The organism is Tunturiibacter empetritectus (assembly GCF_014201375.1).
Classification (GTDB): domain Bacteria; phylum Acidobacteriota; class Terriglobia; order Terriglobales; family Acidobacteriaceae; genus Edaphobacter; species Edaphobacter lichenicola_D.
This window is the reverse complement of record NZ_JACHDZ010000004.1, coordinates 458,775-473,864: the sequence shown is the minus strand read 5'-3', so window position 1 is coordinate 473,864 and position 15,090 is coordinate 458,775. Positions and strand designations below refer to the sequence as shown.

Genomic DNA, 15,090 nt, shown 5'->3' with positions numbered 1-15,090 from the left:
ACTCCCGTCTTAGTTGCTATCAACCGAAAAGTTGTAACTCCCTGAACCGATCTCACGGACTATTGATCCTTCTTTATAGGGAGTCGTGATACGTTCTCCGTCCTGCTTGGCGACGCCCGTCGGTGTCGCAGGGAGAAAGACGGTAGCCGTGGTGTTCGCGGGTATCTTGACGGTCAACTGAAGCTGGCCGTCCGGCTTCTTCGTCCAGTCCGTCACGATCGTTCCGTACACAGAATCGTACTCGGTATGCATGTGCGACAGACCCTGCTCCACATGCGGGCTGACGAGAACATGATGGAATCCGGGGTTCGCAGGATCTGCGTCGATACCACCCACGCGCCGAAAGACCCATGCCATGACGGAGCCGAACGCATAGTGGTTATAGGAGTTCATGGATGGGTCGCCGGTGTCTCCGTTCCAGCGCTCCCACCACGTCGTTGCACCCTTGTCGACCATGTATCCCCAGGAGGGATAGGTCGAGGTCAGGAGCAGGTTGTACGCTACGTCAGAGCGGCCTTGCGCCTCGAGCACAGAGAGCAGGAACGGCGTGCCGAGGAAGCCCGTCGTCAGGTGAGTCTGCTGCGCCTGAATGTCGCGCACCAGACGGTCGGTCATCGGCTTCTCAAGTTCCTTTGGAGCGAGCCCTGTGTAGAGCGTCAACACATACGATGTCTGGGTGTCGCCTGCGACCGAGCCGTCGGAGTGCACGTACTTCTGCTGATACGCAGCCTGTATGCGAGATATCAGCGTCGCGTACTTCTCCGCGTCTGCGGTGCGACCAAGTGCGGCGGCCATCGTCTGCATCTGGCGCGCGATGATCACCCAATAGGCCGTCGCGACGAGATCAGCGGGAGTATGCGGGTCGGGTGCAAGCCAGTCTGCGTAGTTCGCTCCCAGATCCTTCTCGCGAAGGTAGTTCGGGTTTGTGCGCAGGATGAAGTCCATCCACCGTTCCATGTTCGGCCAGCTCTGCTCGATCACCGCAGCGTCGCCATATTGCAGCCAGGTCGCGTACGGAACGAGCACGCCCGCATCGCCCCAGCCGGGAGCGCCGGGATGGCCGTCCCTCCCCTGCAAAAGATTCGGCGAGATGTTGGAGAAAGCGCCGTCGGGACTTTGCGCGTCGGTGACATCGAGCATGAACTTGTGGGAGAACGCGTCGATGTCGAAGTTGTACGTACCTGTGCGCCAGAATGCGCCGGCGTCGCCCATCCATCCCATGCGCTCGTCACGCTGCGGACAGTCGGTGGGAATGGAGACAAAGTTGCCGCGCTGTCCCCAAAGCCCAAGCTCACTCATCTTGTTCAGAAGAGTGCTGGAGCTCTCAAAACGAATCGCCGGGGAAGCGGGAAGGCTATTGAGCACCTGACCCTGCAGCGCCGACAGGGGAGGGTTGCCGCCATAGCCCGACACCTGCACATATCGAAAACCATGAAAGGTAAAGGCCGGAGTCCACTCTTCCTCTCCGTGGCCGCTGAGGGTGTAGGAGTCCGTTGCATCAGCGTCGCGCAGGTTTTCGGTGTAAACCGTGCCGTCGGGATTGAGCCGTTCCGCAAAGCGGAGCTTCACAGTTGTTCCCCGCGGCCCGTGCACACGCAGGCGCGCCACGCCGACCATATTCTGTCCCATGTCGAAGACCGCGTCCTGTGCGTTGCCGGAGCCGACCATGTTTACGGCGACTGGCGCGACCGTCTGTGCAGGTTGCACGGGTGTGTCTGGCTGAGCGGTAACAATAAGGGCGGTGTTCGCATCATCAACAACCACCGGCGACCAATTTACGGAGTTAGACGTGGACGTATTCCATCCCGGGACTTCAAGCCTGGCGTCGTAAGCTTCTCCACCATAGATCTCCGAAGAGAAAATCGGCGACGCGGCTGTCTCCCAGCTGGAGTCCGTCACAATGATCTGATGAGTGCCGTCAGCGAAGGTCAACTCAAGCTGGGCGCGCAGACGATCCGGCCCGGGAAACAGACGCGAGCCCGACCACAAGAGCGGACTGCCGTGCCAGCCTGCTCCGAGGATTGCCGCGATTGTGTTGCGTCCTGGGACGAGCAGGGAGGTGACATCGTAGGTCTGGTACAGAACGCGCTTGCGGTAGTCCGTAAATCCTGGCGTGAGCCGGAATTTGCTCACTTCCTTACCGTTCAAATAGCTCTGGTAACTGCCAAGCGCTGTTATATAAAGCCGAGCTGATACCACCTTGCGAGTCGGCGTGAACTGCTTTCGGAGTAGCGCGGTGCTCGACTCGATCACAGCGGGATTCTGTCCACGCGATTCGCGGTCTGTGCCGACGCCGAAGTTAAGATCTGCAAACGCACCCAGCTTCTTCGCAGGGGACCACTCCTTCGCTTCAGCTGTCTTGATCGACCGAGCTTGCCACGCGTCGTCACTTTCAATCCACTTCGTTTTGCCCGCATCGTCGGTGAGCTTTAGAGCAGCAGCGAAAGCAGCGCGAAAGGTTCTATTCGATTCATTCGATCTTGGGGTCTCCACGTGGACGACGATCTGATTGTCGCCAACGCGAAGTTGGTCGCGAATATCTTCGCGGTCGAACGCTCCCCATTGATCCTTATGTCCTGTGACGGTGCCGTTGACCTGCGTGGTGAAGATGCCGCCGGCCAGAATGTGAAGACTGGCCGAGCTCGGAAGTTTGTCGAGATGCAGGTTGTAACGAAACTCCGCCTCGGTTCCCTGTGGGACGCGCTCGGAGTCGCCTTCAGGGAGCCAGATCCACGAGACCGCCTTCAACACCTCTGCCTCTTCACGGTTGTCGCGCCGAATCCACTGGGCCTTCCAGTCGGAGGGTTGCAGCAGACCCATCTCCCACCATGCGACCTCTGAAGATCGTCCCTCTTTTCCCTGCGCATCCCAGGTCTGAACTGCCCAGTAGCAACGTTGGTGAGACGTCAACGCAGGTCCGGCATACGCCACATTCACCGATTCCGAGGACATCTGCTTTCCGCTGTCCCACACATCTGCGTACCCATCACGCAATGCATTAGGCGAGCTGGCAACAAGGATTCGATACGCCGATTGGCTCCAGTTGCGTGTGGTCGCATCACTCTGCCACGACAGTGTTGGGCGTGTTGAATCGATGCCAAGCGGATCGATCCGCTGATCGACACGAAGATGCACCGGCGCAGCAGACGCCCCCGAAGCGCAGAGAGAGAAGGCCAGGGCCAGGGACGAAACACGCTGCGCCACGGAGGCGAACGGGAAGATTGCGAGGCGCGGATTTTTCATGAGTTGGCTATCCAGGACACCAAAGGGACTGCGTGCCAGAGTTGAGAACATCGACTTAAACATCGTCTCTTGAAACAAGGACAGACTGACACCCTACAGCAGCCTATCCAGATTCATCAAGCCATCGCGGTTACCTGCGGGTAGCAAGTGAACTCCTCTTCCGAGATCTTCCAGTACGGCACAAACTTTTGACCGTCGTTGCCTCGGATAGTGAAGTGCAGCGGTGAACCATCAACTGGCTCCAGATGATTGGCGAGATGCTCGGCTTCCTTGCCCTTGTCCACAGTGAGGCTCGCGGTCTGAGAGCCGACGGCGGCCAGTAGGATTGGACCGTACTCCACGGAGTATCTCTTCTTGCCTGCAATCTGGTCGTCCCCCTTGTAGCGGCGTACTCGAATCTCTGCGGGAAGCACAAACTCGATGACGTCCCCATCGCTCCACTGACGATCGATTGCAAGGTAAGTGCCCGGCTTACCGGAGCCCGCAACCTTACCGTTCACCGAAACCGTCATCTCCTTCGCCGCCCAGGAAGGAACTCGAATCCGCAGATTAGCTTGTGTCGGAGCGGAGACCTTCACCGCGCCGCTCACATGCGTGTCGTAGGGGAAGCGAGTCTTCAGCTTCAACTCCATCGGCTGACCCGCCTGCTGCCAACGAATCGTAGAAGGCTCGTAGAGGTTCACATAGATTCCATCCGGCGCGATGGAGTAGATGTGCTCCGGAAGAGTCCCAAGCAGCCTGGTCCCCTGGCCTTCGCAACACGTGTTCTCGTGAGTGGACTTCTCTTTCTTGCCTTCCATGACGGTGTGATAACGCAGGCCGACGCCGCCATCCTGGTTCGCCATGCCAACGTTGTAGATCGACTTCTCGATCTCGGTGGCATAGCGCTCCTCATCAGGATTGAGCAGTTGAAAGCGCTGGCTCAAGAAGACCCAGAAGCTGCTGCCGCATAGCTCGCCCAGCTTTTGATGGAGGTAGTTGCTGTTCGGCGGATCCTTCTCAAACTCGATGATCGAAATGCTTCCGCCGGCCTGCTGCCAGTGGGCGCGATAGAGCTCCCATGATCCAAGAACCGCATCGCGATACCGCACGTCTCCGGTAGCGAGATACATATCCAGATACGCTTCGAGGTTGGTCAACAGATAGCAGTGCGGGCGGTCGTACGGGTACTGCCACACCTGCTCTTTCTCCTGCTTCGCCAGACCTTCCAGCCAGCCGTCCTCCTGGTAGTAGCGCTGAATCACCTGTGCATCCGCCGGCTTCCCCATTGGGCTGGTGCACATGCGCGTATTCGCGACCATGCCCTGTCCACCTTGAATCGCGCCACGCAGCATATCCGGAAGGAATGATTGCTGATTGAACCAGTCATAGTATCCGCGCAGCATCGGCAGAGCTTTTGGATTTCCACCGTAAGCAGCTTCGAGCAATCCGTGTGTAAGCCAAGCACGGGTGTAGGCGGCGCGCTCCGAGTAAAAGATTGTGTCTTCGGGATACGCCATGATGTATCCGTTCGACTGTCGACACTCTTCAATCCCATCGACCACAACGTTCAGCCGGCGACGCAGCTCGGGATCGTCGATCCAGCGTATCGTGTTGCCCGCACCCATCAGGAAGCGTCCAGCATTCGAGCCAGCAAGATCCTCCTCCCAGAAGACCTGGGATCCGGTCGGCTTGAAGTTCTTGATCTTCCCGGTCCGCTCGTAGAACTGCCGCAGAAGATCGTCCGTCGTGTACGAGTTCAGCAGATACTGAATGTTGTTTTGCATCGCCTCTTGAAAGACGCCGCCATCCAGAGTCACTCCTGTCTTCGGCGCTTCGGCTTTGTACTTTGCCGGCTTCCAGGTTGCCGCGTCCGTCACGGCGTGGGGATTGTCGACACGAATCCCTTCCCCATCCTGCCGGGGCGGCCGCGTCAGCTGCGAAAGAAGCTCGCTATTTCCATACTTCTCATCTGCAGTCACTTTGCAGCCCACAGCAACGTCGTGTCCGCCCGAGATGACAGCCATCTTCGCAACCATCAGCGTGTAGTCGGGACTGTCCTGCGGCTCTTTGCCGAGCGGGGTGCTATCGGTAGGAGACGCCTTGACCACCCGAAGCCGCGTCGCCGTTAACCGCACGTAGCGGCCATGAACATCGTGCGCCGCATACTGCGTAATGTTGTCTTTCAGATCCGGAAAGTCCGACTGCGTGAAGTCCGCAATGGTCTCAACTTTGCCGAAGTTCGCATCGTCAGAGGCCTCCAACCGGAATCGCAGAGGAAATCCTTCGCCCCCGTAGTACTGGTCGCGGCCCGGATACATTCGCTCCGAAGCAGGGAATAACTGAATCGCAGAGATTAAGACACTCTTCTTCAGATCCACCTGAACCCAGGTCGTTACATCGGGCGTCTCCACCACCTTCGAACGATAGGCGCGATAGTTGGTGGCGGGCGTCGCGGCCATTCTGATTCCAGTCAGGTAAGGCGCCATCTCCTTCTCGCTGGTCTGCGAAAGCAGCGCGATCGGTTTCATCGCTCCTATGACGGCAAACCCTGCGCTGGCATAGGTTGAGTTCAACAGAAACTTACGTCGTGTTACCGCCATCACCAGTCTCCCGTGTCCCGCTTCCCCTAAAGAAAGTAGGTTTTCGTCGAGCAATCCTAAGCTGTGAGGGGCGAAGCGGAAACCGTCGCCCCCTCTGGTTGATTGGTTCAATTGCTAAAACGCATAACGCAAAGCGAGTTGCAGCACTCGCTGACCGACAGTCTCCTGAGTAAGCAGCCCAGCAGCGGGGTTGGTGATGCTGGTACTACCGGTGGAGAAGTTGGGGTGGTTGAAAACACTGAACGCTTCCGCGCGGAACTGGAGTTGCTGCCGCTCGGTGATCGCAAACGCCTTCTGAAGGCTCAGGTTCGTCGTGTCGATGCCGGGCTGACGCGGTCCGCTTCTGGCCGTTCCATACTGGCCGGTGGCGGGCTGCACATAGCAGGACGGATCAAAGAACTGGAGCCGCGGATGCCCTGAAAGCGGATTTCCAGTGCAGATCCTGTTTGCGTAGACGCTATGCACCGAACTGGTATCAGCATTGTTATTGGCTGTGACCTGGATCGGCTGGCCGGTCGCGAACTGCTGAACTCCGGAGAGCTGCCAGCCGCCAATAATCTCGCGATTGAGCAGGTTGTTTGAGTTCAGGAACTTCTTTCCGGGACCGAAGGGCAACTCATACACCGCACTGATGATGAGATTTTGAGTACGGTCGAAGCCGGCTGGTCCGTAGGTGAGCCCGGGGTTATAGAGATTTTGAATGTCGGCGTTATCGCCATCCAGAATATCCATCGCCTTCGAGTAGGTATAAGCTCCCAAGAACTGCAGTCCGTTCGTATAAGTTCTCTCCACCTTGATAGCCAGGGCGTTGTAGTTGGCCGAGACCGCGTTGAGCTGACCGTCGGTGGTTCCGACGTTCGTATTCGGTCTCAGGTCGAGGATGCCGCTCGTGTTTCCGGGAGTCAATCCGAACGGCTGATTGAGATCGGCACGCGCGGACTGGTGACGAGTCACATTCCCGATATAGCCGATCGTCAACAGAGTGTTGTTGCTGAGTGATCGTTCGATATTGAGATTCCAGTCCTGTACCGACGTGTCTTTCAAAGTCTTCGTCAGGGTGTAGTTCTGCTGTCCGACCAGCGATGGATTAGGAACAAAGAGGTTTTGGATATCCACAGGCGCCGCTACGTTGAAAGAGTAAGACTGATTCACGAAGTTCGGAGAGTACAGCAACTCAAATTGCAGATTGTTGTAAAGGATTGGCGCGTAGTAGATTCCATAACCACCACGCACGACGGTACGGTCGTTTGCCTGATAGGAGAAACCAAATCGCGGCGCCCAGTCGTTGTAGTTCGTCTTCCAGGTGCCGGGAATGACGCGATTGGAGGCGACATCGAACTGTCCGCCGTGGCCATTCTTATCGTTCGGCGGATTGTCGAAGTCATAACGCAGACCGATGTTGAAGGTCAGCCGAGGCAGCACCTTCCAGTCGTCCTGCACATAGCCTGAGACATTCGTGCCACGAAACGCGCCCACGGTTACGCCGTTGGCAGCATTAGCAGTTCGAGGAAATCCAAGTTCTAGATCGGCCAACGAGTTGCCCTGATCGGTCGTGCTGCGCTTTCCGCCAACGTAAGCCGAGGTCGAACTACCGTCGAAGTTGTAGATGCCATTGTTACCGACGACCCAGTTGCCATCAAACTGCGTCCTGACGTAATCGCCACCGAAGACAAAGGTATGGTTGCCTAGTTTCCAGCTCACTTCGTCGGTGTACTGGAAGCGATTTTGAATTGCGCCCTGGGGCGAGTACGGGTCTCCGAGCGAGGTGTAGTTGTTCAGATTGATGGCAGGCGGCGTCCACTGGGAGGGCTGAGGATTGACATTCGCCAGACCATACTGTGCTGCATAGTTCAACGCCCCCTCGCCCAACTGCGTGCGGAAGAGATTACTGCGGTTGTAGCCGATCTTGAAGACGTTTACAACATTCGCGTTGAAGACGTGCGTCTCAGCGGCCGAGATGTTCGTTCCCTTCAATGCGATGAAGATGCCAAAAAGTCCGGGTGTGATGCTGTCATTGCCGGCCTTGCTCTCGAGCCGCGCCACGGTGCCAAACAGCAGGTCACGTGGTGAGATGTTGAAGTCGACGCGCCCCAAATACTCATCGTAGTTACTGATCGCAGGCAGGTTCCCTACGTAGTTGACGTTGTTCGCATCGAGCGTCGTGTTGGGCTCAGGATAATTCTTCAGCCACTGCTGGGCGAAGGGGCTGATCGAAGTGAGCTTGTTGTTCGCGAACGGCTGGCTCGTTCCTGTCGTGGGATCATAGGTTGAAGGATCGTAGAGTGTGAGTCCGTCCGCAGAGAAGTCGCCGTTGCGCTCTGCATCCGTTGGAACTCGGTCGCGGACGACGTTCGCCGTGTGACTGCGCAGTCCCGAGTAGTCAAAGAAGGCGAACAACTTGTTCTTCCAGAGTGGAGCACCAATATTGCCTCCAAACTGGTTATAGCGCTTCGCAGGCTTGATGGTGGCGAACCAGTTCTTAGCATCGAAGTCATCGTTCTGGAGAAAGTCGTATGCCGTTCCGTGAATCTGGTTCGAGCCGCTCTTCGTGATGACGTTGATGATCGACGGCTGGCTGAAACGCGCGGGGGCGCCGTTCAGGATCGTCGTGACCTCCTGACTCGCTTCGACCGACGACAGGATATTCACCGTCTGCGTCAGCAGGTTCGTATTGTCCACGCCGTCCTGAAGAAATGCTGTGTGTGCATTGCCAAGTCCCGAGATGATAACCGAGTTCGCCGTCTGTCCGTAGAACCCCTCATCTCCCCCATCAACGCCGACATCGGTTCCTTGTTGCGACGAAGGCCCAAGCGTTGCAATGTTCAGGATGCTCCGGCTATTGTTCGGCAGATTGACCAGCTGTGTCGGCGAAACCGTCGTCACCAGCTCGTGATTGTCCGTCTGCAGACTCACCGAGCCGGACTCGGAGGTCACCGTCACCTCCTGCTGCACATTGCCGACCGAGAGTTGCAGGTTGGCGGTTGCACCATTCGTGGTTACATCTACGGTCGTCACCAGGTGTTTGAACCCCGCCGCCGTAGCCGAGACCGTGTAGGGCCCAACCGTGAGCGAAGGAGCGTTGAAGTAGCCGTTTTGATCCGTCGTGACCGAACGCGTTGTGGCCGTTCTCGCGTTCTTGATCTCAATCTGACAGTTGGGAACTACGGCATCAGCGCTGTCGCGAACTGTGCCTGAGATGAAGCCGAGATCGGTCTGGGCGAGCATTGCCCTCTGCGGACCAAAGCCTGCGACGAACAGCACTACAAGCATGGCCTGGAGGGCCTGGGAAAGTCTGGTCTTGAGAAGGCCACTTGGCCGAGCCGAGGACTTGCGATTGGTTCTGCCGTTATCAATCGGCTCTGAAGGAGCGTTGGTTTTGGTTAAGTGTGCCATGCGAGATTCCGCCTCCCTGTAACGCCCGCAAGTCGAACAGAGGCGATAATCGATTGTCAAGGGGAAAATTATTTCAATTGGAAAATTTCCTCGCAATCGAGCACTGACTCGTGCCTAGTTATGTGCCAGTAAAAACAGCCTCTCCCTCAAGAAAATCCGCCCTAAACTGCGGCACGGATTCTGTTACCTCGCTGCTGAATGTTGCCAGAATTTCAACCGGGAAATTAGCTTCGAGCGAGGGATGTGGAGGCAACATCCACCGGGAACCCGAGTTTGGCTCCGGCCAGCTTCGCCCGGCTGAACCTCTCCGCGATGTACCCTCGTTCCCCAACTCCAGCAAACATATGCGGCTCCGGCTGCATCTTCTTAGGAGGAGTCCACATTCCTCCCGATAGCGCATTTTGGCGCAGCCTGTCGGACTACTATAGGTACGAAAGCAGTGTGAAGATCTGAGCGATATGAAACCTCTTGAAGGCCGTAAGCGAGTCATTATTGAAGACGTCAAACCACAAGTCGATTGTGGACGTTATCCAGCCAAGCGAGTTCTGGGCGACTCCGTAACAGTAACCGCAGCAGTCTTTGGCGATGGCCACGACCATGTCACAGGACGTTTGCTCTATCGTCACTCGAACGAGAAGGATTGGCGATCGACGCCGCTCTCCCCGCTGACCAACGACCTCTGGTCGGCCAGCTTCAGCGCTGATGCGCTCGGGGACTGGGTCTACACCCTCGAGGCATGGGTTGACCACTTCGACACCTGGTCCGCAGATCTGCGAAAACGGCTGGCAGCACAACCCGGTCAGCCTGGCGTGAGTCCTTCGGCCGAACCACAGGATATTCCGCTCGCCTTGCGCTCCGGTGCTCTCCTGTTGGAGCAGGCCGCAGTACGCGCCAAAGGGCCCGACAGCAAACGTTTAGCCGACCAGGCTGCGCGTCTGCCCAAACTGGCGAAGGCGAAGTCGGATACCTACGACTATCCGTTGACGGACGAGATCGTCGCCCTGGTGGCGCAGTATCCCGATCTCACCCTGGCGACGCGCTACCCTCAGGAGCTGCACCTGTGGGTCGACCGCGAACGAGCCCGCTACTCCACCTGGTACGAGCTCTTTCCCCGGTCCACCTCGCCTGACCCGGCGCGACACGGAACCTTCGCCGACGTGCAGGCACTTCTGCCCACCATCGCCGCGATGGGCTTCGATGTGCTCTATCTTCCGCCGATTCATCCCATCGGCAAAGCGTTTCGCAAAGGCCCGAACAACAGCGTCACCTCGACCGAAGACGACCCAGGAAGTCCTTGGGCCATCGGCGCAAAAGAGGGCGGCCACAAATCCATTCACGCCCCCCTCGGCACTCTTCGAGACTTCGACGCTCTGGTCGCCGCCGCGCGCGAACACGGCATGGAGCTGGCTCTCGACATCGCCTTCCAGTGTTCTCCCGATCATCCTTGGGTCGCCGAGCATCCCGACTGGTTTAACATTCGCCCCGACGGCTCCATCCAATATGCGGAAAATCCTCCGAAGAAGTATCAGGACATCTACCCCCTCAACTTCGAATCGCCCGATTGGCGTGGGCTCTGGGAGGCTCTGCGCGATGTCTTCACCTATTGGATCCTTCGCGATGTCAAAATCTTTCGTGTCGACAACCCCCACACAAAAGCTCTTCCTTTCTGGGAGTGGTGCATTGGAGAGATCCATAAAAAGTATCCCGATGTGATCTTTCTGGCCGAGGCCTTCACGCGCCCACACGTAATGTACTCGTTGGCCAAGGCAGGCTTCAGCCAGTCCTACACCTACTTCACCTGGCGCAACACGAGAGACGAACTACGGGTGTACTTCGAAGAGATCACCAAGCCCCCCGTGACGGACTTCTTTCATCCGAACCTTTGGCCCAACACGCCCGACATCCTGCACGCCACACTGCAAAACGGTGGCCGCCCAGCCTTCATGCAGCGCGTCATCCTCGCAGCGACACTCGGCGCAAACTACGGCATCTACGGCCCTGCCTATGAACTTGGCGAAAATGTCCCCGCCAAACCCGGCAGCGAAGAGTATCTCAACAGCGAGAAATACCAAATTCGCCAATGGGACCGCAGCGCAAGCCACAGCATCGCGCCGCTGATCACACGCCTCAATCAGATTCGCCGCGACAACCCCGCGCTCCAAAGCGACGGATCGCTCCACTTCCACAACGTCGATAACTCAAGCATCCTCTGCTACAGCAAATGGAGTGGGCAGAACCAAATTCTTGTCGCCATCAATCTCGATCCGACTCAGGAGCAGGCGGGATGGATCGATCTCGACCTCAAGGAGCTGGCCATCCCGCACAACGAAACCTTTGACATCGAAGATCTGCTCACCGGCACCCACTACCAATGGCATGATCGCAGTAACTATGTCGCCCTGCGCCCGGACGTGATGCCCGCGCACATCTTCCGTCTGCTCCGCAAACCGAACGTCGAAACCCCAACTACTCCCTAAGCGCTCCATTCGAAAGACAGCTTCCAGCACGAGGACTCTAGTGAAAAAAGCCGGCAGCGCCACCGATCCGCTTTGGTACAAGGACGCGATCATCTACGAGATTCACATTCGAGCCTTCATGGACTCGAATGCTGACGGCATCGGCGACTTTCCCGGCCTTATGTCGAAGCTCGACTACCTTCAGGATCTGGGCGTCACATGTCTGTGGCTGCTTCCATTCTTCCCCTCCCCCCTGCGCGACGACGGATACGACATCGCAAACTACGTCGACGTCAATCCTAGCTACGGAACCATCAACGACTTTAAACGGTTTCTCGACGCCGCCCACCTGCGCAACATGCAGGTGATGATTGAGCTGGTAATCAATCACACCAGCGATCAACATCCCTGGTTCAAAGCAGCACGCTTAGCGTCCAAAGGCTCGCCCGAGCGCGATATGTACGTCTGGAGCGACACCGACAAGCTCTTCGAGGGCGTCCGCATCATCTTCACCGACACAGAAAAATCCAACTGGACATGGGATGACGTCGCGCAGCAATACTACTGGCACCGCTTCTTCTCTCATCAACCCGACCTGAACTTCGATAACCCGCGCGTGATGGAGGAGGTTCTCACGGCGATGCGGTTCTGGCTGGATATGGGCGTGGACGGCTTGCGTCTGGACGCGATTCCTTATCTGATCGAGCGCGACGGCACAAGCTGCGAGAACGTGCCCGAGACACACGTCAAGATCAAGCAGATTCGCGCGGTGATCGACGCCGAGTATGAAAATCGCCTGGTGCTCGCCGAAGCCAACATGTGGCCCGCAGACGTTCGCCCCTACTTCGGCGACGGCGACGAGTGCAATATGGCCTTTCACTTCCCGCTGATGCCGCGCATCTACATGGCCCTGCGCCAGGAAGACCGCCTCCCCATCACGGACATTATGGCACAGACCCCCGCCATCCCCGACAACTGCCAGTGGGGACTCTTCCTGCGCAACCACGACGAGCTTACCCTCGAGATGGTCACCGACGACGAGCGCGACTACATGTACTTCGCTTACTCCGCCGACCCGCGCATGCGCATCAACGTTGGCATCCGCCGCCGCCTCGCGCCGCTGGTCGATAACAATCGCCGCCGCATCGAGCTGCTCAACTCGCTTCTCCTCAGCTTTCCCGGCACACCCATCCTCTACTACGGCGACGAGATCGGCATGGGCGACAACATCTATCTGGGCGATCGCAACGGTGTCCGCACGCCCATGCAGTGGAACTCTGACCGCAACGCAGGCTTCTCTACGTCGATCCCCGCGCGCCTTTATTTTCCAGTCATCACCGACCCCATCTGGGGCTATCAATCCATCAACGTCGAGGCGCAGCAGTCGGATCAATCGTCTCTGCTGCACTGGACGCGCAACATGATCGCCCTGCGCAAACTCTTCCACGTCTTCGGGCGCGGCACGCAGGAGTTTCTCAATCCAGAGAACCGAAAGATCCTCGCCTACATTCGCCAATACGAAGAGAACGGCAACTGCGAGACCGTTCTTTGCGTAGCCAACCTCTCACGCTTCTCGCAACCCGTCTCGCTCGACCTGTCGAAGTTCTCAGGCATGGTTCCCGTCGAGATGCTGGGATACGTCAACTTCCCGACCATCACCACGCAGCCGTACCCGCTGACTCTCTCGCCATACTCCTTTCTCTGGTTCGAACTCCAATCCGCGCCCACAGCGCCTGAGCCGGTAGAGGTGCCCGTTGACGAGCCTGTCGTCAACCTGCTCAGCCGCGGCGTCGAAGGTGTTCTGACCGGAGACGGATTAGCTCTCCTCGAACGGCTGCTCACCACTTACCTTCCGCATCAACGCTGGTTTGGAGCCAAATCACGGACCATCAAAGCGGTCGAAGTTCTCGACTCCGTGATGCTCTCCGATCTCAACACAGTGCTTCTCCTCCTCCATCTCACCTACGAAGACGACATCTCCGATGTCTATCAACTCGCCCTTACCACCAGCACAGGCGAGGCTGCCGAGATGATCCGCGCTGCAGACCCGGCGAGCATCGTCGCAACCGTTACAACCTCTGACGGCCCCGCAATCCTCCATGATGCAGTGGGACGCGAAGACGTTCGTCAGGCGATCCTTCACCTCATCGAGACGAACGGTGAGCTTCCCACTCGAAACGGAAGCCTTCATGGACGCAGCAGCAGCGCATTCGCTGAGGCTCGCGGCGCGGTTCCTTTACCGGCTCGCACGGGCTCGGCCGAACAATCCAACACCTCCATCCTCTACGACGCGAAGCTCATCCTGAAGCTCTTCCGCCGGCTCCAGCCCGGTGAAAATCCCGACACCGAGATTGGCCGCTTTCTCACCGAGACGGCACACTTCCCCCGCATCGCTCCCTTTTTAGGCGACATCACACTCCACTCCAAAACCGGCGAACCCACTACCACCGCGATGCTCCAGGGACTGGTCGAAAACGAAGGCGACGGTTGGCAATGGACCCTCGACGAACTCTCGCACTACTACGACAGCGTCGCCATCCTGCCCGCTCTTCATGACCTCGGCACTCCCCCTTCCTTCCTCTCCAACAACGAAGTACCCGCCCTGGCCCGCGAGCATGCAGGACTCTACCTCGACGCCGCCGCGCTGCTTGGCCGTCGCACCGCCGAGATGCACCTGGCACTCGCCACACCCACTCACGACCACGCCTTCATGGCCGAAGACTTCACCACTGCGGATCTCGTCGCCGATGCCGACCGCATCGACGCGCAGCTGTCTCTCACACTCGATGCCCTCAAACGCGGCATGTCGCACCTTACCGAGATCACTGCGGACAACGCAGCGCTCGTTCTCAGCCGCCGCATCGGGCTCTTCGCCCGCGCCCGCGCCATCGCCTCCGCAACACCCACCCAGGCCGGCCAGCGCATCCGCATTCACGGCGACTATCATCTCGGCCAGGTCCTTCGTTCCCGCAGCGACTACGTCATCCTCGACTTCGAAGGCGAACCCGCGCGCACTCTCGCCGAACGCCGCGCCAAGCAATCCCCTCTGCGCGATGTAGCCGGGATGCTACGTTCCTTCAGCTACGCCGCACACGCTGCACACAACGCCTTCGCGCAGCGCCGTCCCGACGACGCAAAATATCTCGAGCCCTGGTCCACCCTCTGGCAGAACTCCGTCTCTACAGAATTTCTCCGCGCCTATCACGCAACCGTCATGGCCAAAGATCTCGAGCTCATTCCCAAAGCCAAGCAGGCACAGCTTCTGCTCAGCGCCTACCTGCTCGAGAAATCCCTCTACGAGCTCCTCTATGAGCTCAACAATCGCCCCGCGTGGGTCAGAATTCCCCTCGCAGGCATTCTGTCGCTACAGCTCTAACCATTCGTTGGCTAGATTACCCTCACGCGAAAACCTGTTT

Annotated in this window: 6 protein-coding genes; 2 read left to right on the top strand and 4 right to left on the bottom strand. The window is 58.0% G+C overall.

What is annotated here, in order from left to right; genetic code table 11:
* Positions 1 to 9 precede the first annotated feature (9 nt).
* The 4 genes from HDF10_RS14070 to HDF10_RS14055 form a co-directional block, all read right to left on the bottom strand.
* Complete coding sequence (locus HDF10_RS14070) at positions 10 to 3,243, bottom strand: alpha-L-rhamnosidase (RefSeq protein ID WP_183814446.1); 3,234 nt, start codon at positions 3,241 to 3,243, stop codon at positions 10 to 12.
* A gap of 116 nt (positions 3,244 to 3,359) precedes the next feature.
* Positions 3,360 to 5,825, bottom strand: coding sequence for a beta-L-arabinofuranosidase domain-containing protein (locus HDF10_RS14065; protein WP_183814444.1), 2,466 nt, complete (start codon positions 5,823 to 5,825; stop codon positions 3,360 to 3,362).
* A 114-nt stretch (positions 5,826 to 5,939) separates the two neighbouring features.
* Positions 5,940 to 9,218 (bottom strand): TonB-dependent receptor, encoded by a 3,279-nt coding sequence (locus tag HDF10_RS14060; protein WP_183814442.1) that lies wholly within the window; start codon positions 9,216 to 9,218, stop codon positions 5,940 to 5,942.
* 224 nt (positions 9,219 to 9,442) lie between these two features.
* Positions 9,443 to 9,601: a hypothetical protein gene (locus tag HDF10_RS14055; RefSeq protein ID WP_183814440.1), complete on the bottom strand. Its 159-nt coding sequence runs from the start codon at positions 9,599 to 9,601 to the stop codon at positions 9,443 to 9,445.
* A 75-nt stretch (positions 9,602 to 9,676) separates the two neighbouring features.
* Here HDF10_RS14055 and HDF10_RS14050 point away from each other — a divergent pair, with 75 nt between their 5' ends.
* Positions 9,677 to 11,695: an alpha-1,4-glucan--maltose-1-phosphate maltosyltransferase gene (locus tag HDF10_RS14050; protein WP_183814438.1), complete on the top strand. Its 2,019-nt coding sequence runs from the start codon at positions 9,677 to 9,679 to the stop codon at positions 11,693 to 11,695.
* A gap of 40 nt (positions 11,696 to 11,735) precedes the next feature.
* Positions 11,736 to 15,050, top strand: coding sequence for a maltose alpha-D-glucosyltransferase (treS, locus tag HDF10_RS14045; protein WP_183814436.1), 3,315 nt, complete (start codon positions 11,736 to 11,738; stop codon positions 15,048 to 15,050).
* Positions 15,051 to 15,090: the final 40 nt, after the last annotated feature.